The organism is Lelliottia sp. F153 (assembly GCF_002870005.1).
Lineage (GTDB): Bacteria > Pseudomonadota > Gammaproteobacteria > Enterobacterales > Enterobacteriaceae > Enterobacter > Enterobacter nimipressuralis.
This window is the reverse complement of the sequence record NZ_PKFT01000010.1, coordinates 15,103-39,088: the sequence shown is the minus strand read 5'-3', so window position 1 is coordinate 39,088 and position 23,986 is coordinate 15,103. Positions and strand designations below refer to the sequence as shown.

Here is a 23,986-nt window from a genome sequence, read left to right as displayed (position 1 = left end):
CATTAACCCACTCCGCTTTGAGGTAACACGCAATGACAACTCAACACTCGACCGCGTTGATCACAGGGGCATCATCCGGTATTGGCGCGGTGTACGCCGATCGTTTCGCTGCGCGGGGCATCAACCTGGTGCTGGTCGCCCGCCGGGAAGATCGTCTGAACGCGCTGGCATCGCAACTGCGTGAACGCTATGGCGTTAACGTCGAGATTCTGGTTGCTGACCTGACACAAGAGACGGGGATCCGCGCCGTCGAGGAAGTGCTGCACAGTAATACCGCCATCGACACGCTGGTCAATAATGCAGGCACGGCGCAAATGGCGCCGTTCCTCGCCAGTGATGCCGCATCGCATCAGGCCATCAATACTCTCAACACGACTGCGCTGATGCGTTTGACGCTCGCGGTTCTTCCACGTCTGGCGGAAAACCGTCGCGGTACGCTGATCAATATCGCCTCGGTGCTGTCGATCCACGCCCGTGCGGGCAGCGCGCTCTATAGTGCCACCAAAGCGTGGGTGCTCAATTTTACGCGCGGATTGCAGGAAGAGTTTGCCGACAGCGGCGTGCGGATTCAGGCCGTGTTACCTGCCGCCACCGCGACTGAAATCTGGGAGATTTCGGGTGTCTCGATGAACGATCTGCCGGAAGGATCGGTGATGACCACCGACAATATGGTCGATGCGGCACTGGCCGGGCTGGATCAGGGTGAACTGATTACTATCCCGCCAATGCACGATGTGCAGCTGTGGGAGGGCTATGAAGAGGCGCGTCTGGCCCTGTTCAACAGCGCGCGCACCGGCGTCCCGGCCCCGCGTTATTTCAGTCGTTAAACTAGCGCTCCAGCTGGTCGCCGTACTCCCGCATCCAGGCGGCCAGCGGAGAGAGCGCACTCTGCAGCGTCAACCCTAACGCCGTTATCTGATATTCCACTCGCGGCGGGATTTCCGGATAAATGGTGCGCGACACCAGCCCACGCTGTTCAAATAATCGCAGCTGTTTGGTCAGCTCTTTTTGAGTGATGGGCGCGGCGGCGCGCAGCAAATCGCCAAAACGCACCGGGCTGTTCAGCACAATCAAACGATAGAGAATGGGGATCGCCCATTTGCCGGAAATCAGATTGACGAACTGCGTCATCGGACAGGATTCCGTCGCAGAATTTTTTTCGCAGGTTAGTTCGCCTGTTTGCGCCATAGCACACCCTTCGCCTCATTAGTATCCAAATGGTACCTGGTTTCTTTTGGATACTAACGTTTCTATAGTGCTTTCTCCAGTGACATTTCAGGAGATAACCATGGGTCGTTTAGCAGGTAAATATACGCTTATTACCGGGGGTACCAGCGGCATCGGTCTGGCGACAGCGCAGGCGTTCATCGCCGAAGGAGCACACGTCGCGGTGACCGGACGTAACCCGGACACTCTGGCCGAGGCCCAGCGCGTGCTGGGGGACAACGCCTGGGTGATCGCCACCGACGCGGGGAATATTGCGGAACAGAAACAGCTGGCAGATACCCTCGCCGCACGCTGGCCGCGACTGGATGCGGTGTTTATCAACGCCGGTGATGTGACGCACGGGCTGCTGGAAGAGTGGCGCGAAGAGGCGTGGGATCGGTTGATGGGCATTAACCTCAAAGGCCCGTTCTTTCTGGTACAGGCCCTGCTGCCGCTGTTGAATAACCCCTCTTCGGTGATCCTGTGCGGATCGGTGAGCGCGCGGATCGGCTTACCCACCAGCAGCGTGTACGCGGCCAGTAAAGCAGGTCTGCTGTCGCTGGCGCGGACGCTTTCAGCGGAACTTCTGCCACGTGGCATTCGCGTGAACGGCTTAAGCCCTGGTCCGGTAGAAACCCCGGCGCTGAACAAACTGGGGCTGAGCGCAGAGGCACAGAAAGCGCTGCAGGGGGATATCGCAAGCCTGGTCCCGCTTGGGCGTATGGGTACGCCGCAGGAACTGGCGAAAGCGGCGCTCTATCTCGCCTCCGATGAGTCCAGCTATACCGTGGGTATTGATCTGCTGGTGGATGGCGGAACCGGGAGTCTGTAATTTCACAGGCGCAATATAGCGGAATTCGTGCCGGTATATTGCGCCTGATTTAATTAAGCATTCAAATATAACTTCACTGAATAATAGTCTGTTTCAATGTTATACTTACGAATAGTCTTAGGTGGTATTGCAAAGGAATTAACCTTCTTGTCACAACGTAAATATATCACTGCAACGATAATTATCATTGCCTGCACAACGTCAATATTCGCAACGTTAATTTCACATGAAGTAAAGAATCTTCATGGTTATATGGGTTACATTGCCGAGAACGGGAAATCAGCCCTTTTCCATGAAGAATTTATTAATGAGGATATCGCCTATCGTTTATCTCGCGCGTTTTCTAAACAAGCGGCCTCAGGCGTGAATACTAAAGAAAAAGCCAAATCGCTCTGCAAGAAAGTTGAAACTGTTGGCGAGATCAAAGGCTTTAATCTGGTGGCGAGAACGACCATTCTTCTGGAGGGGACCCTTCAGACGCGAAATTCCGCCTGCGAAACCTGGGGGCAGGATGTACCCGCCCTGCCCGTCATTAATATGACGGAGACTGTAGCCTCGTCAAAATACACTTTTTCCAACTACACGGGCTACGCGTTTAATAGCACCAGATATTATATTGACCTCGTAAACAACTATATTTACATCAACCATCTGGTGAACACGTTTGATTACACCTTTGGTAACTGGCTGGTGGCCGACGGGGACAGAATCAATCTCGCAAACAACCCGAACACCATTACGATAGATGATAACGCGCTGGAAGATCTGATCCAGGGCGAAAATATTGTGACGCACATTTATAAAGATGCCTATACCAGGCGAAATATTATTAGCATGATCAAGCCGGTATTTTTTGATGGAAAAATAAAAGGTCTGCTGATCACCGACATTAATATTCACGATCTGGCCACATCATTTATTACCCCTGACCGTCCAATATTGTGGAAATTCCTCTCCCTGTATGTCACGGATAATACCACCGGGGGGAATATCATTTTCCATAAGCCGATCCTTAGGTCGCTGAATCTGATTAATTATAAAGATGAAATGACGCAGTACTATACCCTGCACGTTAAGCTCGATGCGATTTACGTGGTGATTTTGACTTTCTGGCTGGTGCTGCTTTACGTCCTGGCTACCGTGATGCTGCTGCGCTATGCCCGCAAACAGTTTATCCGTCAGAAATTACTCTCCCGCGACAATATTACCGATGTGTTAACCGGGCTGTATAACCGCAAAGTGATCACGCCAGAACTCAACCAAAAAATTCAGTTACTGGTGGAGAGAGATATTCCGGTCACGGTGATGGCTATCGATAGCGATGGACTCAAAAGAATCAATGACACATTAGGTCATCATATGGGCGATAAGGCGATTCAGTCCCTGGGGCTGGCGCTGGCTCAGTCGATTCGCAAAAGCGATTACGGAATCCGGCTCGGCGGCGATGAGTTTTGTTTAATTCTGATCGACAATAATATTGACCGCTCCCGGGATATGATTGAACGCATACAAGGTTATTTGCAGACCATTGATACGGAAAAAATGGTGGCGTTCTCCTGGGGGAGTTACCAGATGCGCGAGGGTGATACTCTGGAGGAGGCAATGCTGAAGGCGGACGCGCTGCTATATCAGCATAAACGGGCAAAATACGCAGATCGCCAGTAAACGGATGACGTGGCTGGAATACGTGTGATTCGCGTGGACGGCTAAAGCCCTCCGGGAGAAAACCCGGCGCTGATGCCGATCACCGCGCCGACATACAGCGCCGCCCAGACGGCGGCAGAGATCAGGCTCACCGCGTAAACCTTCCCGACATTCACTCTGAGCATCCCCGCCGCCAGCGGTACGATGTAGCGCAGCACCGCCAGAAAACGGGCGGTGAATAACACTGCCACGCTGTTTTTCTCTAACTGATGCTGGATGCGTAAAAAGCGATCGGCATGTTTTGCACTCAGGCGCATCATCATCCGCGTATTGCCCATGAGCTGCCCCAGATGGTAATTCAACACTGAGCCGCACGTCGCACCCGTCACCACGGCAAGCCAGGCCAGCACGGGCGAAAGCGTTGTCTGACTGACGGTAATCCCACCAAGCAACATCAGCGACGCGGGCGGAAGAATGGAGGAGACAAACACCGTTGATTTGCAGAACGCCATTACCGCCAGCAAGGCGAACAGCTGCGCCGGATAGTGTGCAAAATGATTAAGCAAATTATTGAGCCATTCCATCGCAGCGCCTCTTTAGAAAGGGGAATCTGCTATTTAAAGTGAAATGAATTAAATAAAACCTCAACGCGGATTAAATATATTTAACTTAAACCGTTCGTCAACATTATTGATATTTTAAAGCAGCATTTAAAAACTGGCGTATTATCCCTACCGCTTTACTACGATCTCGTTATGGCGAGGCTCCTGTACAAATACACGTTATCGCTCTGGTGGTTTCGAGAGAAACAACACAGGGTAAAACAGGCACTGTCGAATCAAGGCTTTGTCAGTATAACTTCCCTTCGGGGATACGGTGTACAGTGCTGAACCCAGGACGTGGGGATCTCCTCTTCGACATGCCCTGTCTTGCTCGCCCCTGAGAGATAATTATATTCAAAGGGAATTCACTATGTCTTACACCATCCATAATTCACTTCCGGCATTTAACGACAGCGCCATCGCGCAATATATGAATACGGATTTTATTGTCCTCGACGCCTCATTATGTGTCGCGCTGGCGCGTGAACATTTCTTCGCACAATTAAAAGATGACGATATTCCAACGCATATTTTTATTGAAAATAATGGCCGATTGGCCGGAATGATTTCGGTCAGAACGTTATTACAGGAAGCCAATACCGTTCAGGCCGTTAGCGCGCTGATGGTCTCTCAGTTTTTGCAGGTTAAACCCGACGATGAGCGTGCAGAAGTGGCCGCCCTGCTGAGCCATGCCGGTGTTGACGTTGTACCGGTGGTCACCCACGGGAAACTGGTGGGTTGTCTCACCGAACGTGAAATTGCGCATTTGCTGGAAGATGACGTGACGGAAGATGCGCAGCGCCAGGGGGCAACGCTGCCGCTGGAGCGGCCTTACCTCGAAACCAGCGCCGTGCAGCTTTGGAAAAAACGTGCCGTATGGCTGCTGCTGCTGTTCGTCGCAGAGGCCTACACCAGCACCGTGCTTCAGCATTTTGAAGATGCTCTCGAATCCGCGATCGCCCTGGCGTTCTTTATTCCGTTGCTCATTGGCACCGGCGGCAACAGCGGCACGCAGATTACCTCCACGCTGGTTCGTGCGATGGCGCTGGGTGAGGTTGGGCTGAAAGACCTGGGACGCGTGCTGCGTAAAGAGATGACCACCTCGGTGATGATTGCCGTTACGCTCGGGCTGGCAGGCTGTGTGCGCGCCTGGATGATGGGCATTGGAATGGACATTACGCTTATCGTGAGCTTGACGCTGGTGTGCATCACCCTCTGGAGCGCCATTGTCTCGTCAGTGATCCCGATGGTGCTAAAACGCTGCGGCATCGACCCTGCCGTGGTATCCGCGCCGTTTATCGCCACCTTTATCGACGGAACAGGCCTGATTATCTATTTCAAAATCGCGCAGTACACGCTGGGACTGGAGTGACAGGCGCCTAGTCTAAACATAAGCCTCGTGAGAGCCGGGAATGCCCCCCCGGCTCTCGCAACATCTTTCGTCGTGTAGTGATCAACATTCCCATCATTCAACCACATCGGTAACGTCCGGCCCTTCATCGGGCTAAAACTCTCCTTTCCGTGAGTCGCTGGCAATGTCTGAACAGGCTATGGATTGAGCCAAAGAAGATTCTGATGAAAAGAGAGCAAAAAAAAGGGGTTACCTTTCGGTAACCCCTTTTTTCGTATTTGGCGGAAGCGTAGAGATTCGAACTCTAGAACCCTTTCGGGTCGCCGGTTTTCAAGACCGGTGCCTTCAACCGCTCGGCCACGCTTCCGGTATGGGGCGCACTATAAACACCTCCGTACTTCGTGTAAAGCATCAATGTGTTCGTTTGCTTCAAAAATAGCCAAAACGATGTTAATCGGTTGAAATAACAACGCATTGACTATTTTGTCAGCACAAAATAGCCCATTTCTGGCTTAATGCTTTTTGAGGTACATGTCCTTCGTGAAGTAATAACCCAGTTTATCCGGCGTAAATCCACCCACCCAAGGTTTAATTAAATGCGTACGGACGTAGTGATACACCGGAATAGCGGGCACATCCTGGCCCAACAGGTCTTCCGCCTGCTGGTAGAACTTGCCACGCTCCTCGGTAGTTTTTGCTTTCGCCGCATCCACCAGCGCTTTGTCATAGGCCGGGTTGCTGTACTGGCTGGTATTTTCGCTGTCGCTGGTGCGGAAATTGTTCAGGAAGGTTGCGGCGTCATCGTAGTCGGCAATCCAGGCGTAGCGCACGGCATCAAAATTGTGCGTGTGCATGGTGTCCAGCATGGTTTTCCACTCCTGGTTTTGCAGCTTCGCTTCCACGCCAAGATTTTTCTTCCACATGGAACTGGCGGCGATGGCGATACGCTGATGGGATTCCGACGTGTTATAGAGCAAATTGAAACTGAGCGGATGGCTGTCGTTGAATCCCGCTTCGCTGAGCAGTTTTTTCGCTTCAGCGATGCGTTTGTCGATTGGCCAGCTCGCGTACTCCGGCGCCTTAAGTTTCACGCCGCCGATATCCGGCTGACTGATCACCCACGCCGGGCGCTGCCCCTGCCCTAATACTTTCTCGGCGATGATGTCCTTATCCAGAGCCATGTTTAACGCTTTACGCACGCGCACGTCGTTGAACGGCGGTCGGGTGGTGTTGAATTCGTAGTAATAGGTGGCAAGCTGCGGGGAGACATCCAGCTCTGCGCCCAGCGTTTTCTTCAGCTGGGCAAACTGGTTGATGGGCACCGTATAGACGATATCAATCTCACCCGCTTTGTAGCGATTCACGTCCGAGGCTTCAGAGGTGATCGGCAGATACGTCACTTTATTGATCACGGTGTGGGCGTTATCCCAGTAGCGCGGGTTACGCTCAGCAACGATGCGTTCGTTGACCACCCACTGTGAGAGTTTGTACGCGCCGCTGCTGACAAAGTGCTCGGGTTTGGTCCACTTGTCGCCGAAGCGGCTTATCAGCACTTTATCGACCGGCACCAGCGACGGGTGCGCCAGCATAGCGAGGAACGCCGCATTCGGCTGTGTCAGCGTCACTTCGAGGGTGGTATCGTTAATCGCCTTCACGCCCAGCGTGTCTGGCTTTTGCTTGCCCTGCGCGATATCGGTCGCATTCACAATATGCATGTTGCCAGGGTAGCTGGCGTAGGGTGACGCGGTGTTAGGATCAACCAGACGCTGCCAGCTCCAGACAATATCCTGAGCGGTGATAGCAGAGCCGTCACTCCAGGTGATGCCAGGACGCAAGTGGAAGGTCCAGACGGTGTTGTCTTTATTCTCCCATTTCTCTGCCAGGCGCGGCTGAACTTCCCCCGCCGGTGAGACACTCACCAGCCCTTCGAACAAATCACTGATAATATTGAATTCGACATCGCTTTCGACTTTGTGGGGATCGAGCGATGCCGGCTCGCTGCCGTTATTCCTGACCAGTTCCTGTTTCTCTGCCAGCTGCGTTCCTGCTGGTACACTGGCCGCCCAGGCCGTTGTGCTGGCGCACAAGATCCCTGCCGTCAGTAAAGAGAGTGTAAAGTGAGTGCGTGATGCTGATTTCATTGTTTCGCCTTATTGTGGGTTTTTGACGATGCGTATTCACTCTTAGCGCTCAAAGATAAATAAGGCAATATTTTTCAGTAACCTATAAGATGTTGATCTGATTAAATTCGTCAAACCGATATTCATTCTGTTGAAATGGATTTCTTTGAAACAAAGTACCAGCGCAGGCCCTAAGGTGCTGAGTAAAGATGGGTAAAACCACTTTGTAACTGGCAAGACCTTTCTTATTCTTGCCGTTAATTACATCTGTCATAAGAGAGTGACTCATGGATCGTATTATTAGTTCTTCACGCGACCGCACATCGCTACTCAGCACCCACAAAGTGCTGCGCAATACCTATTTCATGCTCAGCTTGACCCTGGCGTTTTCCGCCATTACCGCAACGGCCAGCACCGTGCTGATGCTGCCGTCTCCGGGCCTGATTCTGACGCTGGTGGGCATGTATGGTCTGATGTTCCTGACCTATAAAACCGCTGACAAACCGATTGGTATTCTGTCTGCGTTCGCTTTCACCGGCTTCCTGGGTTATATCCTGGGACCAATCCTCAACGCCTATCTGTCTGCGGGCATGGGTGATGTGATTGGCATGGCGCTGGGTGGTACGGCACTGGTGTTCTTCTGCTGCTCCGCTTACGTCCTGACGACCCGTAAAGACATGTCTTTCCTCGGCGGAATGCTGATGGCGGGTATCGTGATTGTACTGGTCGGCATGGTGGCAAACATCTTCCTGCAGCTGCCTGCCCTGCACCTGGCGATTAGCGCGGTGTTCATCCTGATCTCCTCCGGGGCGATCCTGTATGAAACCAGCAACATCATTCACGGCGGCGAAACGAACTACATTCGCGCTACCGTGAGCCTGTATGTGTCGCTGTACAACATCTTCGTCAGCCTGTTGAGCATCCTGGGCTTCGCCAGCCGCGATTAACAGACAGTGCGTCGAATCAAGCCCCGCTTATGCGGGGCTTTGTTTTTTGGTACACTGCGCGGGTTTTCGATTGACGTGTGAATGACTATGTTAAGCTTTGAAGGTAAAGAGATAGAAACCGATAACGACGGCTATCTGAAAGAGAGCAGTCAGTGGAGCGAAGGCCTTGCCGAGGTGATTGCCGAGAAAGAGGCTATTACCCTGACGCCGGAGCACTGGGAAGTGGTGCGCTTTGTGCGCGACTTCTATCTGGAATTCAACACCTCTCCCGCCATCCGTATGCTGGTGAAGGCAATGGCCAACAAGTTTGGCGAAGAGAAAGGCAATAGCCGCTATCTGTATCGCCTGTTCCCGAAAGGGCCAGCGAAACAGGCGACCAAAATCGCCGGTTTGCCCAAGCCCGTGAAGTGTATTTAATAGCGAATACCGAAATCCACATAGTCGCGGCCGGGTTGATGCGGTTCGGTTAATACCTTTTCAACCCGCGCGCTGCGTGGCCCGCCCGCTTTCAGCCAGGCGACCAGTTTTTCGACTTGCTCTGCGTCACCACAGGCCACCACCTCCACGCTGCCGTCATCCATATTGCGCGCATAGCCCGTCAGCCCAAGCTGTAACGCTTCGCGCTGCGTGCTGTAGCGAAACCCGACGCCCTGAACGGTGCCGTGAACCCAGGCGATTGTGCAGACTTTTGACATCATCGTTCCCCTTAATCCTGTCTGGCGCGTTGCATTTCCCCACTGAACTCGGGAAAATGGCCGCCAATTCATTGAATCAACAGAATAGCAAATTATGAGTGTACGTTTAGTGTTAGCCAAAGGGCGCGAGAAATCATTATTGCGCCGTCATCCCTGGGTGTTTTCTGGTGCCGTTGCCCGCATGGAAGGGAAAGCCAGCCTCGGTGAAACCATCGATATTGTTGACCATCAGGGGAAATGGTTAGCGCGCGGCGCATACTCGCCTGCTTCACAGATCCGTGCGCGCGTCTGGAGCTTTGATAAAGACGAAACTATCGATATCGCCTTCTTCACTCGCCGTTTACAGCAGGCGCAGGAGTGGCGTGACTGGCTGGCGAAACGTGACGGGCTGGACAGCTATCGACTGATCGCCGGTGAGTCCGACGGTCTGCCGGGCGTGACCATCGACCGATTCGGCAACTTCCTGGTGCTTCAGCTCCTGAGCGCGGGCGCAGAGTATCAGCGCGCCGCGTTAATCAGTGCCCTGCAGGGCCTTTACCCAGACTGCGCTATTTACGATCGCAGCGATGTCGCGGTGCGCAAAAAAGAGGGGATGGAGCTGACGCAAGGTCCGGTCACTGGTGAACTGCCGCCTGCCCTGCTGCCCATTGAAGAGCATGGTATGAAGCTTTATGTCGACATCCAGGGTGGCCATAAAACCGGCTATTACCTCGATCAGCGCGACAGCCGCCTGGCGACGCGCCAGTACGTTGCGAATAAACGCGTGCTGAACTGCTTCTCCTACACCGGTGGATTTGCCGTTTCGGCACTGATGGGCGGGTGCAGCCAGGTGGTCAGCGTCGACACCTCGCAGGAAGCGCTGGACGTGGCGAAACAGAACGTTGAACTGAACAAGCTGGACCTGAGCAAAGCCGAATTTGTCCGCGACGACGTATTCAAACTGCTGCGCAAATACCGCGATCAGGGGGAGAAATTCGATGTCATCGTGATGGACCCGCCGAAGTTCGTGGAAAATAAAAGCCAGCTGATGGGCGCCTGCCGTGGCTATAAAGACATCAACATGCTTGCCATTCAGCTGCTCAATCCAGGCGGCATTTTGCTGACCTTCTCCTGCTCTGGCCTGATGACCACCGATTTATTTCAGAAACTGATCGCAGATGCCGCTGTAGATGCGGGCCGTGATGTACAATTTATAGAGCAGTTCCGTCAGGCGGCCGATCACCCGGTGATCGCTACCTACCCGGAAGGGCTGTATCTGAAAGGGTTTGCCTGTCGCGTCATGTAGCTTGAAAAGTGGAATGTTGCCCATACATCTGATGTAAGTAACATTTCCCGGGAGGTGACTATGATTGCCAGCAAATACGGTATCGGCCAGCAGGTGCGCCACTCCCTGTTAGGGTATCTGGGTGTGGTGGTGGATATTGACCCGGAATACTCCCTTGATGAACCGTCAGCGGATGAGCTGGCGGTAAACGCCGAGCTTCGCGCCGCACCCTGGTACCATGTGGTCATGGAAGACGACGATGGCCAGCCGGTTCACACTTATCTCGCCGAAGCGCAGTTAAGCAGTGAGCTGCAAAATGAACATCCGGAGCAGCCTTCAATGGATGAACTGGCCCAGACCATCCGCAAACAGCTCCAGGCCCCGCGCCTGCGGAACTAACCTGAAAAAAGCCCGAATCGCTCGGGCTTTTTTTATTACTTCGCCAGACCCAGACGCGGAATATCGATCGCCGGGCAGCGATCCATCACCACGTTTAATCCCGCATCGCGCGCCAGCACAGCCGCCTGTTCGTTAATTACCCCAAGCTGCATCCACAGGGTTTTCGCACCAATGGCAATCGCCTCTTGCGCCACACCCCAGGCCGCCTCGGAGTTACGGAACACATCCACCATATCCACCTTTTCAGGCACATCCGCAAGGGTGGCGTACCCCTGCTGCCCCAGCAGAGTTTTACCCGCGACTTTTGGTGACACGGGGATGACGTGATAGCCCTGGTCGAGAAGATATTTCATCACCCGATAGCTCGGGCGATCGGGTTTATCACTGGCGCCCACCAGCGCGATGGTATGGGTCGAGGTCAGAATGCCGACAATATCGTTCTCTTTCATAATGTTTCTCCTGGCTTTTTTTTAAGTGTACGTCAAAGCACATCAGGCAACCATTCATCCCATACATCTGTATGAGGGCAAAACCCGGGAATATGTCTATATGTTAGTAAACGTGTTTATCGAAAAATTTAGATACATTATTACGACGAAAGACTTTTCGACAGGAGCATCCTATGAAGACCGGCATTGCCTCTGCTGTGATTGCATTATTGATGCCGGTCTGCGTATATGCCACGACGCTGCGATTATCTACCGACATCGATCTGCTGGTGCTGGACGGTAAAAAAGTGTCCAGCTCTCTCCTGCGCGGTGCCGACAGTATTGAGCTGGATAATGGGCCGCACCAGATCGTCTTTCGCGTCGAAAAAAACATTCGCCTCTCCAACCACGAACAACGTCTCTATATCTCCCCGCCGCTGGTGGTGAGCTTCAACACGCAGAAGATCAGTCAGGTTAATTTTAATCTACCGCGGCTGGAAACGGAAAAAGAGTCCGACGCTTTTGAGGCCGCACCGAAACTGGAATTACTCGACGGCGATGCGATGCCCATTCCGGTGAAACTGGATATTCTGGCCCTCACTAAAACGCCGAAGGGGCTGGATTACGAAGCGGATACGGAGCGCTATAACAAAGCGGGAAAAACAGCGTCACTGCCGAAATTTGCAACCATGATGGCGGATGACAGCACGCTGCTGTCCGGTGTTTCGGAGCTGGACGTGATTCCGCCGCAGTCGCAGACGCTTACCGAGCAGCGCCTCAAATTCTGGTTCCAGCAGGCCGATCCCGACACCCGCACGCGATTTTTACAGTGGGCAAAGCAACAACCTTCGTCTTAAGCCGCATTTTTTTGCCCTTTCTCTTGCAGCCTCAGGCGGTTCCCGTCATCGTGTAGCCAGTTAACCTGAACCTGACGGAAAGAGATTATGGAACTGACGACACGTACCCTGCCAGAGCGCAAACACATTGCTCTGGTCGCGCACGATCACTGCAAAAAAATGCTGCTGAACTGGGTTCAGCGCCACCAGGCCCTGCTTGAAAAGCACACCCTTTCGGCAACGGGCACCACCGGCAATCTGATCCAACGTGAAACCGGCTTGAACGTGAACGCCATGCTGAGCGGCCCGATGGGCGGCGACCAGCAGGTAGGCGCGCAGATTTCGGAAGGAAAAATTGATGTGCTGATTTTCTTCTGGGACCCGCTGAACGCGGTGCCGCACGATCCGGATGTGAAGGCCTTGCTGCGTCTGGCAACCGTCTGGAATATCCCGGTCGCCACTAACCTCTCTACTGCGGACTTTATTATTGAGTCACCGCAGTTCAACGCGCCGATTGAGATCCTGATTCCGGATTATCCGCGCTATCTGGCTGAGCGCTTGAAGTAAGTGTTTGCCGGGCGGCGGCTCCGCCTGTCCCGGCTTTTATCCTTAAGGCTTCTTCGCCACCGGCACATCGATACTCTTCAGAATCTCCACGAAGCGTGAGGGTTCGTCTTTGTTAAACAACAGCCAGACGCGATGCCGTGCGCGCGTGATGGCCACATACAGAAGACGTCGCTCTTCTGCATCCGGGAAATCCTCTACCACAGGCAGCAGCGCCTGCTCCATCACCGATTCCCGAGCCGGTGCCGGGAAGCCGTCACTCCCCTCCTGTAGCCCAAGGACAATCACGTAATCCGCCTGTTGCCCCTTGCTGGCATGGATGGTCATGAAATCGAGCGTGAGCTTAGGCCAGCGCGTGGCGGCTTTCTCGAGGATCGCCGGTTTCAGATGGTGATAACGCGCCAGCACCAAAATCCGCTCCTCGGCTTTGACATACCCACTCATCTTATCCAGCAAGGGTTCCAGCTGATCCTGCGGCAACAGCGTCACCGCTTTTTTATCCCCGGCGGAGAGACTGTTCAGGGGTTTCACCAGCTGATGGGGGTTCTGCTGAATAAAGCGGTTGGCGATTTCGCCGATGCGCGAGTTAAAACGGTACGTGGTGTCGAGATCGCTGCGGTCACCCTCGCCAAAATAGTGGTGGAACGCCGTGGTCAGCGACAGCTGTGCACCGCTAAAGCGGTAAATTGCCTGCCAGTCATCGCCCACCGCGAAGAGTGAGGTGTGTTTATTTTGCGCGCGCAGCGCCGCCAGCAGCGCCGCACGCTGCGGAGAGATATCCTGAAACTCGTCCACCAGAATATGCTTCCACGGACTCACGAAACGCCCTTTTTCGAGGATGATAATCGCCTGATGAATCAGACCCGAGAAATCCACAGCATTCTCTTCTTTCAGCGCTGATTTCCAGGCTTTGAGAAGCGGAGCCAGCAGTTTGACGCGTTTGGAAAACAGCGCCCGCACCTCTTCTGGCGCATTCTCAATCATCTCCGCTTGCGAGCCACCATGCATGCGCATCAGGCTTACCCAGCGATCGAGGCGCGAACCGAGACGGCGCGCCAGTTTCTCATCCTGCCAGAAGCTGCCTTCCGGCACAGTCCAGTTCAACTCTTCTTCCAGCCACTGCCGCCACCCTTTTGCCTGCGCCTTTTTCTCACTGCATTGCTGCTGCCATGTGGTGACAAACAGCGACAGCCTGGCCTGGGTGTCGTTTTCCAGCTGACTGATAACCGGCACTTTTTTGCTGCCCTGCTGAATAATATGCAGTGCCAGCGCATGGAAGGTTCGCGCGCTGATATCGCGCGTGTGCAAACGTTCCTGAATGCGCTCGTCCATCTCCTGCGCCGCCTTGCGGCCAAAGGCCAGGAGCAAAATCTGATCCGCCGTTGCTTCACCCCGTGCGAGCAACCATCCGGCTCGCGCCACCAGCACAGAGGTCTTACCGCTGCCCGCGCCCGCAAGTACCAACAGCGAGTGTTCTCCGTTCACCACCGCACGCGCCTGAGCCGGATTCAGCGGCGACGATTCGATATTTTTGAAAAACTCAGCGTGCTGGGTCAGCATCTCATCCGTCCAGGCCTGGTTGTGCGCCAGTCGGCTTCGATCGATATCCGTCAGCCATGCTTTGCATTTGCGCCACGGTTCGCGGCAATTTTCAAACTCATCAAGACGAGAAACAGGCAGTGGCAGCGCGGTCAGCGCCTGCTGAATGCGCTGCTGCATCCCCGCCGTCTGGGCGCGGGTCAGCCATTTTTTTTGCTCCTGACTCAGAGCGATATCCGCCAAAACCTGCTGCAATACCTGCTCGGCCACCTGACTCATCTCTGTGCTCCACTGCTGCCAGAGGGTATTCAGATGATGATGAAAGCGCTGAGTTTCAGCCCATTCCGTACCGTGCAGACGCACGACTTTATCGGCAGGCAGGACGAACTCCAGCTCGCCCCACACCAGGCCGCGCTTGCAGTGAATGGCCAGTAACTGATTGAATGGAATAAGATATTCGTGGCGTTCGCCGGAAACTTTCACCCCGGCGTTGAGTAGGACAACCTTGTCGTACGGATGTTGCGCCAGGCGCTTGCCTAATGATGTTGCTTTTAGTTCCATGTCCAGCCTGATCCACGAAGTGATAGTTTGCTCATTAGTTTAACCGCCAGTTTTCAGGTGCTCCAGCCTAAAAAAACGTTACAATCATCAGGCTTTAATCATATCGAAAGGAAGTGAGGGTTTATGCGTACCGTTCTGAATATTTTGAATTTTGTCCTTGGCGGTTTTGCCACCACTCTTTCCTGGCTTTTCGCCACTCTGGTCAGCATCGTGCTGATCTTCACGCTCCCCCTGACGCGTTCGTGCTGGGAGATCACCAAACTTTCCCTGGTGCCCTACGGAAATGAAGCGGTTCACGTTGATGAACTCAATCCGGACAGCAAAAGTGTGCTGATGAATACGGGCGGCACGCTGCTTAATATTTTATGGCTGATCTTCTTTGGCTGGTGGTTGTGCCTGATGCACATCGCGGTCGGGATTACCCAGTGTATTACGATTATTGGTATCCCGGTTGGTATCGCCAACTTCAAGATTGCCGCGATTGCGCTCTGGCCCGTCGGTCGCCGCGTGGTTCCCGTGGAAGTCGCCCAGGCCGCACGCGAAGCCAATGCCCGTCGTCGTTTTCAGTAAATAAGGATACGCCGCCTTTATGCTAAGCCCTTTGCTTCGCAGATACACATGGAACAGTGCCTGGCTCTATAACGTCAGGATTTTTATTGCGCTTTGCGGCGCGGCTGCCGTGCCGTGGTGGCTCGGTGAGATTAAGCTCACGATCCCACTCACTCTGGGCGTGGTAGCTGGAGCACTGGCCGATCTGGACGATCGTCTGGCCGGGCGGCTGCGTAACCTGGTGATTACGCTGATCTGCTTTTTCATCGCCTCCGCATCTGTAGAACTGCTCTTCCCGTGGCCCTGGCTGTTTGCCCTTGGGCTGATGATCTCCACCAGCGGTTTTATTTTGCTGGGCGGGCTGGGGCAGCGCTACGCCACCATTGCCTTTGGCGCGTTGCTGATTGCCATCTATACCATGCTGGGCGTTTCCCTTTACGACCAGTGGTATCAGCAGCCCCTGCTGCTGCTGGTGGGCGCAATCTGGTATAACCTGCTGACCTTAACCGGGCACCTTATCTTTCCGATTCGCCCTTTGCAGGATAACCTCGCCCGCAGCTATGAACAGCTGGCGCACTACCTGGAACTTAAATCCAGGCTCTTCGATCCCGACATTGAAGAGAGCCAGGCGCCGCTTTACGATCTGGCGCTGGCTAACGGCCAGTTGGTTACCACGCTGAATCAAACCAAAGCCTCTCTGCTGACGCGTCTTCGTGGCGATCGCGGCCAGCGCGGCACGCGGCAAACGCTGCATTACTACTTCGTCGCCCAGGATATACATGAGCGCGCCAGCTCATCGCATATCCAGTACGCAGCGCTGCGCGAGAAGTTTCGCTATAGCGACGTGATGTTCCGCTTCCAGCGGATGCTGTCGATGCAGTCTCAGGCCTGCCAGCAACTTGCGCGATCGATTCTGCTGCGTACCCCCTACCAGCACGATCCTCGCTTCGAGCGTGCGTTCAGCCATCTTGATGCGGCGCTCGATCGGGTGCAGGCCAGCGGCACATCGCCAGAACAGATGAAAGCGCTGGGGTTCTTGCTCAGCAATTTACGCGCCATCGATGCGCAGCTCGCGACAATTCAGTCTGAACAGGCGCTGTCAGTGCCGGGTAGTGAGGTCGAAAATCAGCTTGCCGATGACAGTCCGCACGGCTTCGCGGATATGTGGCTGCGGTTAAGCCGCAACTTCACACCGGAATCGGCGCTGTTCCGCCATGCCGTGAGAATGTCTGCCGTGCTGTGCGTCGGTTACGCCTTTATCCAGATAACCGGCCTGCATCACGGCTACTGGATTTTGCTCACCAGCCTGTTTGTTTGCCAGCCGAACTATAACGCCACCCGCCATCGACTGGCGCTACGCGTGATTGGCACACTGGTCGGCGTCGCAATCGGCCTGCCGGTACTGTACTTTGTTCCTTCCGTTGAAGGGCAACTAATCCTGATAGTCATTACGGGCGTGCTGTTCTTCGCCTTCCGTAATGTTCAGTATGCCCATGCCACCATGTTTATTACCCTGCTGGTGCTGCTGTGCTTTAACCTGCTGGGCGAAGGGTTCGAAGTCGCCCTGCCACGCGTGATCGATACGTTGATTGGCTGCGCGATTGCCTGGGCCGCAGTCAGTTTTATCTGGCCGGACTGGCGTTTTCGCAATCTGCCACGCGCCCTGGATCTCGCCATGAATGCGAACTGTCGCTATCTGGATGCGATCCTTGAGCAATATCATCAGGGCCGCGATAACCGTCTGGCGTATCGCATTGCCCGACGGGATGCCCATAACCGCGATGCAGAACTGGCGTCGGTGGTGTCAAACATGTCAACGGAGCCGCGTGCTACCGCAGAAATCCGGGAAGTCGCCTTTCGTCTGCTGTGTCTGAACCACACCTTCACCAGTTACATTTCAACGTTGGGCGCGCATCGTGAGCAACTAACCGATCCAAACATCCTCGCACTGTTGGATGACGCGGTATGTTACGTTGACGATGCTCTCCATCATCGTCCCGCAGACGAACCGCGCGTGCAGAGTGCCATAGACGAACTGAGCCAGCGCATTGCGCATTGCGATCCTGGTACGGATAACAAGGCGCCACTCATACTCCAACAAATCGGTCTGCTCATTGCACTTCTGCCCGAAATCTGCCGGTTGCAGCAGCAGATTGCTACCTATCGGAATGACTATCCGGCAGTACAGGAAGCGCATTAAACCACTCCGTTAGCTCCCGGCGTCTGACCGTCGGGAGCGCAGCTTCATGCGTTCCTTCTATTGCCCCTGCGAGCGCAAACAACACTCTGATCCCCAGGTTCTTATTTCTGGCCCTGATTTTCAGCCAGCACTCCTCTGCCCCTAGCGCCCTCAGCATGGTTTCACTGGTGACACCAGCTTCGCAGAGAAGCACTTCAATTTGAAACGTCAGGTTGGGCAAATCTTTGAGTCGCCGCCTCTGATGCCGTAGAGAGCGCTCCTGACGGGCGGCTTCAAGTGCAAAACTGGAAAGTTGCAATAACCTTTCCCTGTCCTGCCATAGCCCGTCATCCACCCGGTAATAGTTCAGCAGTACAGGCCTGCCCCGTTTCAATAGGGTTAAAAATGAAGAGGACTGTTTTACACAGTACTGAGCGCTTTGTTCACAGGCACGCAGGTAAAGCTCGCCATCAGAGACCATCGCAAACACGGCTTCATTCACTGCCAGGGTATACCCGCCGAAAAGGGCACGATGATGGATTTCACCCAACGGAGAGAGGTATTCCTGGGACTTATAGATCCGTTCATAAGATATCTTTTTCATGATATTCACCATATAAATCAAACATTAACGATGTGTTTTTCTTACTACCGGATCCGTTAGCAGGAAAATAGAAAACTTATTGTCACTCGGCAAGATTATTTTGCAGGACACGCCAATATCGAACCAATTTTGCGAGACGCTTTCCGAAAATGAGGTTGATCTTTAGACGTACAGGGGTTACTGTATATTCATACAGTAACTACAGGGCTGGAATGATTATGCACACTTCAGACTATGCAAATCGCTTAACCTCTTTTTCTTCTTCCGCGGGTAATGGCGCGCAGAAAACCTCCGGGCGTGTGTCTACCGGTTTGATCAGTGAAATCGTATATCGCGAAGACCAGCCCTTGATGACGCAGCTGCTTTTATTGCCGCTTTTACAACAACTTGGTCAGCAGTCACGCTGGCAGCTGTGGCTAACCCCGCAGCAGAAATTGAGCCGCGAATGGGTGCAGTCGGCGGGTCTGCCGCTCACCAAAATGATGCAGAGCAGCCTGGTTTCGCCATGTCATACGGTTGATTCGATGGTTCGCGCTTTGCGCACCGGAAACTACAGTGTGGTAATCGGTTGGTTGTCAGAGGAATTGACGGAGGAAGAGCATTTTCGTCTGGCTGAAGCTGCTGAAGAAGGTGATGCGATCGGGTTCATTATGCGCCCAATTCGTCTTGATTCTCTCGGCAGAGGACACCTGTCCGGGCTAAAAATTCACTCTAATTTGTATCATTGAGTAAATTTAAGAGTATTCCTGGAACTTTTTTTGACAGTCGTAAGTGCAAATAGTTCCCTGACTAAAAACTTCGACAACGCTTGTCTGGCGCGGTTTCCGTTAATTTTACTGCATAAAATACTCGCAAAAAATGTTAAATATTTTGTATACGGAACTTTTTTTTTCATATGCCTGACAGAGTTCACACTTGTAAGTTTTCAACTACGTTGTAGACTTTACATCGCCAGGGGTGCTCGGTCTAAGCCGAAGATATCGGTAGAGTTACTAGTTTGAGCTCGCCCCCCGGTGAAGGATTTAACCGTGATTTCTCGACGAGATCTTCATGGCGATTTTTGGATGATAACGAGGCGCAAAAAATGAAAAAGACAGCTATCGCGATTGCAGTGGCACTGGCTGGCTTCGCTACCGTAGCGCAGGCCGCTCCGAAAGATAATACCTGGTATGCAGGTGGCAAACTGGGCTGGTCTCAGTTCCACGACACTGGCTGGTACAACAGCTCCCTGAACAACGATGGCCCAACTCACGAAAGCCAGCTCGGTGCAGGTGCGTTTGGTGGCTATCAGGTTAACCCGTATGTTGGCTTTGAAATGGGTTACGACTGGTTAGGTCGTATGCCATACAAAGGCGACAACGTTAACGGCGCATTCAAAGCTCAAGGCGTACAGCTGACCGCTAAACTGGGTTACCCAGTGACTGACGATCTGGACGTTTATACTCGTCTGGGCGGCATGGTATGGCGCGCTGACTCCAGCAACAGCGTTGCTGGCGACGACCACGACACTGGTGTTTCTCCAGTATTCGCTGGTGGCGTAGAGTGGGCAATGACCCGTGACATCGCTACCCGTCTGGAATACCAGTGGGTTAACAACATCGGCGACGGTAACACCGTTGGCGTTCGTCCTGACAACGGCATGCTGAGCGTAGGTGTTTCCTACCGTTTCGGCCAGCAGGAAGATGCAGCTCCGATCGTTGCTCCAGCTCCGGCTCCAGCTCCAGAAGTACAGACCAAGCACTTCACTCTGAAGTCTGACGTTCTGTTCAACTTCAACAAAGCAACTCTGAAACCAGAAGGTCAGCAGGCACTGGATCAGCTGTACACCCAGCTGAGCAACCTCGACCCTAAAGACGGTTCTGTAGTTGTTCTGGGCTTCACCGACCGTATCGGTTCTGACGCATACAACCAGAACCTGTCCGAGAAACGTGCTCAGTCTGTAGTTGATTACCTTGTATCTAAAGGTATCCCAGCTAACAAGATCTCCCCACGTGGTATGGGCGAATCTAACCCAGTGACTGGCAATACCTGTGACAACGTGAAAGCTCGCGCTGCACTGATCGACTGCCTGGCACCAGATCGTCGCGTTGAGATCGAAGTTAAAGGTATCAAAGACGTTGTAACTCAGCCTGCGGCATAAGTTATCGTCTTATAAAAAAACCCCGCTATGCGGGGTTTTTTATTGGCTAAAGAAAATGAGAAATTATTTTTTACCCAGCATCGCCTGAAGGTCATTTTTAAGCGTAGACATCTGGCTCGCGTATTTCTCTTTATGCTCCGCATCTTCAATGAGCTGCACGATCGTTTCCGACAAGGTTTTCCCGCGCCGTTGAGCAAGCCCCGCTAATCGCTGCCAGACCATAAATTCCAGGTCGATAGACTTCTTACGCGTGTGCTGATGCTCCGCGTTAAAATGGCGTTTGCGGCGCGCACGAATGGTCTGCTTCATGCGGTTTAACAGAGCAGGATTGATGTGTTTCTCGATCCAGCCGTTGACCTGCACCGGCTCATTTTCGAGGGTCAGCAATAAATCTACCGCTTCTTTTGCAGCACTGGCTTCGATGTAGCAGGTGATCAGCTCGCCTTCTCGATGCTTTTTGACCAGATACTTCCATTTCCAGCCGCTTTCGAGATTTTCCAGTTGTTGATATTTCATCGCGATCTCAGTGTTACCTCGTAACTATGTTCAGAATATCAGTTTTTTGGCAATCTGCTGAAAAGAAATCATATCCTGTGACCCCTTACCGCGCATTCCCCGCCTGAAATCCCTAATACCACGTGGGAATGGGTCAAGGCTTGCGGTATAATCCACCGTTTTACATCTAACTAAAAAACATCAACTTTGACCATTACGAAACTAGCATGGCGTGACCTGGTTCCTGATACTGAAAGCTATCAGGAACTGTTTGCACAGCCAGACCTCGCAAAAGAACACGACTTCATCCTTAGCGATACGCAACCGCGTTTACATTACGCGCTTGAGCAGACGTTAAGCCCATGGACAACCTCCCCCTTCATGTTACTGAAGGCGCCAGAAGAAGCTGAATACCTGGCTCTGATGGCCGATGCCGTGCGTCAATTGCAACCAGAAACGGACACCGTTTTTGGCGGACAATATCGTATCGTGGGAAGTGATGTCACTTTCGAACCCGCCACCCAGGCTGATGATAATTTTGCCGCTACCGGCGAGGTCATTACCGCCGAGTGGGCCGAAGCGGAGCAATTGTTTGGCTGTCTTCGTCACTTTAACGGTCAGCTCAGTATCCAGCCGGGACTGGTGCACAAAGCCAACGGCGGTGTCCTGATCATCTCTCTGCGAACGCTGCTTGCACAGCCGTTGCTGTGGATGCGTCTGAAGAACATTGTGGCGCATCAGCGTTTCGACTGGATTGCCTATGATGAGTCCCGCCCGCTGCCTGTCGCTATTCCATCGATGCCCCTGTCACTGAAAGTAATTTTGACAGGCGATCGTGAGTCTCTGGCGGATTTTCAGGAGATGGAGCCGGAACTTGCCGATCAGGCCGTTTACACCGAATTTGAAGATAACATCCAGATCGCCGATGCAGACGACGTGACACAATGGTGCCAATGGGTGCTGGCCGTCGCGGCACGTTATGCTCTTCCGATCCCTGCCGCAGATGCCTGGACAGGTCTTATTCGTGAAGCTGCACGTGACACGGGCGATCAGGAAACCCTGCCGCTCTGTCCGCTGTGGATCAGTAAACAACTGCGCGAAACGGGCGTCATTAGCGGGCCGGGGACTTTTACCGGTGAGCAATTCGCCCAGATGCTGGCACAGCGCGAATGGCGGGAAGGGTATCTCGCGGATCGTATGCAGGACGAAATCCTGCTGGAACAGATCCTCGTGGAAACCGAAGGCGAGCGTGTGGGGCAAATCAACGCCCTGTCCGTCATTGAATTCCCTGGTCATCCGCGTGCCTTTGGCGAACCTTCACGTATCAGCTGCGTCATCCACATTGGCGACGGCGAATTTACTGACGTTGAGCGCAAAGCCGAGCTGGGCGGCAACATTCATGCTAAAGGCATGATGATTATGCAGGCCTTCCTGATGTCACAGCTTCAGCTGGAGCAACAGCTGCCCTTCTCCGCCTCACTGACCTTTGAGCAGTCTTACAGTGAAGTGGATGGCGACAGCGCGTCTATGGCTGAGCTTTGTGCTGTCATCAGTGCGCTTGCGGATGTGCCAGTTAATCAAAGCATCGCTATCACCGGCTCTGTCGATCAGTTTGGTCGCGCTCAGCCGGTTGGCGGCCTGAATGAGAAAATCGAAGGCTTCTTCTCTATTTGCCAGCAGCGTGGATTGAGTGGCAAACAGGGCGTGATTATTCCTGCGCCAAACGCACGCCATCTGAGCCTGAGCCAGGCGGTACTGGATGCGGTGGATGCAGAGCAATTCAGTATCTGGGCCATCGACGATGTCACGGATGCGCTACCCTTACTGACAAATCAGGTCTGGGATGGCGAAGTGCAAACAACGCTGATGCAAACTATCCAGGAGCGTATCGCTCAGGCGATGCAACAGGATGCTCGTCATCGTTATCCATGGCCGTTACGCTGGTTAAGCTGGTTTAGCCCGAACTGATCGGACTTGTTCAGCGTACACGTGTTAGCTATCCTGCGTGCTTCACTAAAATAAGGCTTACTGAGAACATGGTAGATAAACGCGAATCCTATACAAAAGAAGATCTTCTTGCCTCTGGTCGTGGTGAACTGTTCGGCGCTAAAGGCCCGCAGTTACCGGCACCTAGCATGCTGATGATGGACCGTGTCGTGAAAATGACCGAAACCGGCGGCAACTTTGACAAGGGTTACGTGGAAGCGGAACTCGATATCAATCCAGACCTGTGGTTCTTCGGTTGCCACTTTATCGGCGATCCGGTAATGCCTGGCTGTTTAGGCCTGGATGCGATGTGGCAGCTGGTTGGCTTCTATCTCGGCTGGCTGGGCGGCGAAGGCAAAGGCCGCGCGCTGGGCGTGGGTGAAGTGAAATTCACCGGTCAGGTTCTGCCTTCCGCGAAGAAAGTTACCTACCGTATTCACTTCAAACGCATTGTGAACCGTCGTCTGGTGATGGGTCTGGCAGACGGTGAAGTGCTGGTTGATGGCCGTGTGATCTATACCGCCAGTGACCTGAAAGTCGGTCTGTTCCAGGACACTTCTGCGTTCTGATTTTGCTTAAGTAGTGCTTGAGCAACTAAGGCGAAACCTCCGCATGGCGGAGGTTTCTGTTTTTAAAGAGACGTTATCAAGCAAGAAGTACCCTGTCTCCGATGGCTTCTCGCCAGCCTCCCAGCCATTGTGACCTTTGATTTATCGTCTGATAAGGACACATTTCTTTTGAGCGTCCAGCGATGCCAGCCTGATAACCACGTTGATGAGCCCTTTCCAGGCGATCTCGTTTCTGTCTCTTCATGCCTCGTTTCCCTCATTCTTTGGTCTGGTGGAAAGAAAACAGTGTATGCAAAACGTGCAAACACAGATAACGAATAACCCGAATCACGCCATGCGTCAATGCGCAAAATTCACGCCAGTGTCATATTTGTGAGCTACACAGAAGATCATTTGTACAAAAATTGTGAGCTGGAACAAGTAACAGCCTGAACAAAAACCGAAAAAAAAGCCGCCATCAGCGAAACGCGGATGGC

Annotated in this window: 25 protein-coding genes, 1 tRNA gene and 1 riboswitch; of the genes, 16 read left to right on the top strand and 10 right to left on the bottom strand. The window is 53.3% G+C overall.

What is annotated here, in order from left to right; all coding sequences use genetic code 11:
* The first annotated feature begins 32 nt into the window (after window positions 1-32).
* Entirely contained in the window at window positions 33-827 is a 795-nt protein-coding gene (locus tag F153LOC_RS18570) for an SDR family oxidoreductase (RefSeq protein ID WP_102105579.1), read from the top strand.
* A gap of 1 nt (window position 828) precedes the next feature.
* Here F153LOC_RS18570 and F153LOC_RS18565 read toward each other — a convergent pair whose 3' ends face one another.
* Entirely contained in the window at window positions 829-1,188 is a 360-nt protein-coding gene (locus F153LOC_RS18565; protein ID WP_100780665.1) for a helix-turn-helix domain-containing protein, read from the bottom strand.
* Between the two features lie 100 nt (window positions 1,189-1,288).
* Between F153LOC_RS18565 and F153LOC_RS18560 the strand changes: the two genes are divergently transcribed.
* Entirely contained in the window at window positions 1,289-2,038 is a 750-nt protein-coding gene (locus F153LOC_RS18560) for an SDR family oxidoreductase (RefSeq protein ID WP_102105580.1), read from the top strand.
* Window positions 2,039-2,185: 147 nt separating this feature from the next.
* Window positions 2,186-3,703, top strand: a complete 1,518-nt coding sequence (dgcJ, locus tag F153LOC_RS18555) for a diguanylate cyclase DgcJ (protein ID WP_233213765.1) — start codon at window positions 2,186-2,188, stop codon at window positions 3,701-3,703.
* A gap of 41 nt (window positions 3,704-3,744) precedes the next feature.
* Here dgcJ and F153LOC_RS18550 read toward each other — a convergent pair whose 3' ends face one another.
* A complete protein-coding gene (locus F153LOC_RS18550) occupies window positions 3,745-4,266 on the bottom strand; it encodes a DedA family protein (RefSeq protein WP_102105582.1) in 522 nt (173 codons plus the stop codon).
* A gap of 158 nt (window positions 4,267-4,424) precedes the next feature.
* Window positions 4,425-4,594, top strand: a riboswitch (M-box (ykoK) riboswitch).
* Between the two features lie 60 nt (window positions 4,595-4,654).
* Between F153LOC_RS18550 and F153LOC_RS18545 the strand changes: the two genes are divergently transcribed.
* The gene (locus tag F153LOC_RS18545) at window positions 4,655-5,656 is read left to right on the top strand and encodes a magnesium transporter (RefSeq protein ID WP_102105583.1); all 1,002 of its coding nucleotides are present in this window, start codon (window positions 4,655-4,657) and stop codon (window positions 5,654-5,656) included.
* A gap of 258 nt (window positions 5,657-5,914) precedes the next feature.
* On the opposite strand, the gene F153LOC_RS18540 is transcribed toward F153LOC_RS18545, so the two are convergent.
* A tRNA-Ser gene (locus F153LOC_RS18540) sits at window positions 5,915-6,002 on the bottom strand.
* Window positions 6,003-6,147: 145 nt separating this feature from the next.
* The gene (locus F153LOC_RS18535; protein WP_102105584.1) at window positions 6,148-7,776 is read right to left on the bottom strand and encodes an ABC transporter substrate-binding protein; all 1,629 of its coding nucleotides are present in this window, start codon (window positions 7,774-7,776) and stop codon (window positions 6,148-6,150) included.
* 266 nt (window positions 7,777-8,042) lie between these two features.
* Here F153LOC_RS18535 and yccA point away from each other — a divergent pair, with 266 nt between their 5' ends.
* Together yccA and tusE are read left to right on the top strand one after the other, a co-directional pair.
* Complete coding sequence (gene yccA / locus F153LOC_RS18525) at window positions 8,043-8,702, top strand: FtsH protease modulator YccA (protein WP_100780672.1); 660 nt, start codon at window positions 8,043-8,045, stop codon at window positions 8,700-8,702.
* A gap of 87 nt (window positions 8,703-8,789) precedes the next feature.
* Complete coding sequence (tusE, locus tag F153LOC_RS18520; protein ID WP_100780673.1) at window positions 8,790-9,119, top strand: sulfurtransferase TusE; 330 nt, start codon at window positions 8,790-8,792, stop codon at window positions 9,117-9,119.
* On the opposite strand, the gene yccX is transcribed toward tusE, so the two are convergent.
* Window positions 9,116-9,397, bottom strand: a complete 282-nt coding sequence (yccX, locus tag F153LOC_RS18515) for an acylphosphatase (RefSeq protein WP_100780674.1) — start codon at window positions 9,395-9,397, stop codon at window positions 9,116-9,118. The two genes, tusE and yccX, sit on opposite strands and share 4 nt — an antisense overlap.
* 94 nt (window positions 9,398-9,491) lie before the next feature.
* On the opposite strand from yccX, the gene rlmI reads away from it, so the two are divergent.
* A complete protein-coding gene (gene rlmI / locus F153LOC_RS18510; protein WP_100780675.1) occupies window positions 9,492-10,682 on the top strand; it encodes a 23S rRNA (cytosine(1962)-C(5))-methyltransferase RlmI in 1,191 nt (396 codons plus the stop codon).
* 60 nt (window positions 10,683-10,742) lie between these two features.
* Entirely contained in the window at window positions 10,743-11,060 is a 318-nt protein-coding gene (gene hspQ, locus F153LOC_RS18505; RefSeq protein WP_102105586.1) for a heat shock protein HspQ, read from the top strand.
* A 35-nt stretch (window positions 11,061-11,095) separates the two neighbouring features.
* Here hspQ and F153LOC_RS18500 read toward each other — a convergent pair whose 3' ends face one another.
* On the bottom strand, window positions 11,096-11,509 hold the full coding sequence (locus F153LOC_RS18500) for a CoA-binding protein (protein ID WP_100780677.1): 414 nt from the start codon (window positions 11,507-11,509) through the stop codon (window positions 11,096-11,098).
* Window positions 11,510-11,682: 173 nt separating this feature from the next.
* On the opposite strand from F153LOC_RS18500, the gene F153LOC_RS18495 reads away from it, so the two are divergent.
* Window positions 11,683-12,345 (top strand): DUF2057 family protein, encoded by a 663-nt coding sequence (locus F153LOC_RS18495; protein ID WP_100780678.1) that lies wholly within the window; start codon window positions 11,683-11,685, stop codon window positions 12,343-12,345.
* An 87-nt stretch (window positions 12,346-12,432) separates the two neighbouring features.
* Window positions 12,433-12,891 carry a methylglyoxal synthase gene (gene mgsA / locus F153LOC_RS18490; RefSeq protein WP_100780679.1) on the top strand — a complete coding sequence of 153 codons (459 nt, stop codon included), beginning with the start codon at window positions 12,433-12,435 and terminating at the stop codon, window positions 12,889-12,891.
* Between the two features lie 42 nt (window positions 12,892-12,933).
* On the opposite strand, the gene helD is transcribed toward mgsA, so the two are convergent.
* Window positions 12,934-14,988 (bottom strand): DNA helicase IV, encoded by a 2,055-nt coding sequence (gene helD / locus F153LOC_RS18485; RefSeq protein ID WP_102105587.1) that lies wholly within the window; start codon window positions 14,986-14,988, stop codon window positions 12,934-12,936.
* Between the two features lie 123 nt (window positions 14,989-15,111).
* Here helD and F153LOC_RS18480 point away from each other — a divergent pair, with 123 nt between their 5' ends.
* Window positions 15,112-15,558: a YccF domain-containing protein gene (locus F153LOC_RS18480; protein ID WP_100780681.1), complete on the top strand. Its 447-nt coding sequence runs from the start codon at window positions 15,112-15,114 to the stop codon at window positions 15,556-15,558.
* 19 nt (window positions 15,559-15,577) lie between these two features.
* Window positions 15,578-17,737: a YccS family putative transporter gene (gene yccS / locus F153LOC_RS18475; protein WP_102105588.1), complete on the top strand. Its 2,160-nt coding sequence runs from the start codon at window positions 15,578-15,580 to the stop codon at window positions 17,735-17,737.
* Here the strand turns inward: yccS and F153LOC_RS18470 are convergent.
* Window positions 17,694-18,320: a TfoX/Sxy family DNA transformation protein gene (locus tag F153LOC_RS18470; RefSeq protein ID WP_100780904.1), complete on the bottom strand. Its 627-nt coding sequence runs from the start codon at window positions 18,318-18,320 to the stop codon at window positions 17,694-17,696. The two genes, yccS and F153LOC_RS18470, sit on opposite strands and share 44 nt — an antisense overlap.
* Before the next feature lie 218 nt (window positions 18,321-18,538).
* Here F153LOC_RS18470 and sulA point away from each other — a divergent pair, with 218 nt between their 5' ends.
* Together sulA and ompA are read left to right on the top strand one after the other, a co-directional pair.
* Window positions 18,539-19,048, top strand: coding sequence for an SOS-induced cell division inhibitor SulA (gene sulA, locus F153LOC_RS18465; RefSeq protein ID WP_102105589.1), 510 nt, complete (start codon window positions 18,539-18,541; stop codon window positions 19,046-19,048).
* A gap of 356 nt (window positions 19,049-19,404) precedes the next feature.
* On the top strand, window positions 19,405-20,460 hold the full coding sequence (gene ompA / locus F153LOC_RS18455) for a porin OmpA (RefSeq protein ID WP_123429141.1): 1,056 nt from the start codon (window positions 19,405-19,407) through the stop codon (window positions 20,458-20,460).
* 63 nt (window positions 20,461-20,523) lie between these two features.
* Here ompA and matP read toward each other — a convergent pair whose 3' ends face one another.
* Window positions 20,524-20,976: a macrodomain Ter protein MatP gene (gene matP / locus F153LOC_RS18450; RefSeq protein WP_100780685.1), complete on the bottom strand. Its 453-nt coding sequence runs from the start codon at window positions 20,974-20,976 to the stop codon at window positions 20,524-20,526.
* Between the two features lie 186 nt (window positions 20,977-21,162).
* Between matP and F153LOC_RS18445 the strand changes: the two genes are divergently transcribed.
* Both F153LOC_RS18445 and fabA read left to right on the top strand, forming a co-directional pair.
* Complete coding sequence (locus F153LOC_RS18445) at window positions 21,163-22,923, top strand: Lon protease family protein (protein ID WP_100780686.1); 1,761 nt, start codon at window positions 21,163-21,165, stop codon at window positions 22,921-22,923.
* A 68-nt stretch (window positions 22,924-22,991) separates the two neighbouring features.
* Window positions 22,992-23,510 carry a bifunctional 3-hydroxydecanoyl-ACP dehydratase/trans-2-decenoyl-ACP isomerase gene (fabA, locus tag F153LOC_RS18440; RefSeq protein ID WP_064325594.1) on the top strand — a complete coding sequence of 173 codons (519 nt, stop codon included), beginning with the start codon at window positions 22,992-22,994 and terminating at the stop codon, window positions 23,508-23,510.
* A 76-nt stretch (window positions 23,511-23,586) separates the two neighbouring features.
* On the opposite strand, the gene rmf is transcribed toward fabA, so the two are convergent.
* On the bottom strand, window positions 23,587-23,754 hold the full coding sequence (gene rmf, locus F153LOC_RS18435) for a ribosome modulation factor (RefSeq protein ID WP_100780687.1): 168 nt from the start codon (window positions 23,752-23,754) through the stop codon (window positions 23,587-23,589).
* Window positions 23,755-23,986: the final 232 nt, after the last annotated feature.

Coding starts and splice junctions, on each gene's coding strand:
- F153LOC_RS18550 (WP_102105582.1), bottom strand. CDS start 4,266: ATGGAATGGCTCAATAATTTGCTTAATCATTTTGCACACTATCCGGCG.
- F153LOC_RS18480 (WP_100780681.1), top strand. CDS start 15,112: ATGCGTACCGTTCTGAATATTTTGAATTTTGTCCTTGGCGGTTTTGCC.
- matP (WP_100780685.1), bottom strand. CDS start 20,976: ATGAAATATCAACAACTGGAAAATCTCGAAAGCGGCTGGAAATGGAAG.
- yccA (WP_100780672.1), top strand. CDS start 8,043: ATGGATCGTATTATTAGTTCTTCACGCGACCGCACATCGCTACTCAGC.
- hspQ (WP_102105586.1), top strand. CDS start 10,743: ATGATTGCCAGCAAATACGGTATCGGCCAGCAGGTGCGCCACTCCCTG.
- rmf (WP_100780687.1), bottom strand. CDS start 23,754: ATGAAGAGACAGAAACGAGATCGCCTGGAAAGGGCTCATCAACGTGGT.
- F153LOC_RS18570 (WP_102105579.1), top strand. CDS start 33: ATGACAACTCAACACTCGACCGCGTTGATCACAGGGGCATCATCCGGT.
- F153LOC_RS18470 (WP_100780904.1), bottom strand. CDS start 18,320: ATGAAAAAGATATCTTATGAACGGATCTATAAGTCCCAGGAATACCTC.
- mgsA (WP_100780679.1), top strand. CDS start 12,433: ATGGAACTGACGACACGTACCCTGCCAGAGCGCAAACACATTGCTCTG.
- F153LOC_RS18495 (WP_100780678.1), top strand. CDS start 11,683: ATGAAGACCGGCATTGCCTCTGCTGTGATTGCATTATTGATGCCGGTC.
- rlmI (WP_100780675.1), top strand. CDS start 9,492: ATGAGTGTACGTTTAGTGTTAGCCAAAGGGCGCGAGAAATCATTATTG.
- sulA (WP_102105589.1), top strand. CDS start 18,539: ATGCACACTTCAGACTATGCAAATCGCTTAACCTCTTTTTCTTCTTCC.
- F153LOC_RS18545 (WP_102105583.1), top strand. CDS start 4,655: ATGTCTTACACCATCCATAATTCACTTCCGGCATTTAACGACAGCGCC.
- helD (WP_102105587.1), bottom strand. CDS start 14,988: ATGGAACTAAAAGCAACATCATTAGGCAAGCGCCTGGCGCAACATCCG.
- yccS (WP_102105588.1), top strand. CDS start 15,578: ATGCTAAGCCCTTTGCTTCGCAGATACACATGGAACAGTGCCTGGCTC.
- F153LOC_RS18565 (WP_100780665.1), bottom strand. CDS start 1,188: ATGGCGCAAACAGGCGAACTAACCTGCGAAAAAAATTCTGCGACGGAA.
- tusE (WP_100780673.1), top strand. CDS start 8,790: ATGTTAAGCTTTGAAGGTAAAGAGATAGAAACCGATAACGACGGCTAT.
- F153LOC_RS18500 (WP_100780677.1), bottom strand. CDS start 11,509: ATGAAAGAGAACGATATTGTCGGCATTCTGACCTCGACCCATACCATC.
- fabA (WP_064325594.1), top strand. CDS start 22,992: ATGGTAGATAAACGCGAATCCTATACAAAAGAAGATCTTCTTGCCTCT.
- F153LOC_RS18560 (WP_102105580.1), top strand. CDS start 1,289: ATGGGTCGTTTAGCAGGTAAATATACGCTTATTACCGGGGGTACCAGC.
- F153LOC_RS18535 (WP_102105584.1), bottom strand. CDS start 7,776: ATGAAATCAGCATCACGCACTCACTTTACACTCTCTTTACTGACGGCA.
- yccX (WP_100780674.1), bottom strand. CDS start 9,397: ATGTCAAAAGTCTGCACAATCGCCTGGGTTCACGGCACCGTTCAGGGC.
- ompA (WP_123429141.1), top strand. CDS start 19,405: ATGAAAAAGACAGCTATCGCGATTGCAGTGGCACTGGCTGGCTTCGCT.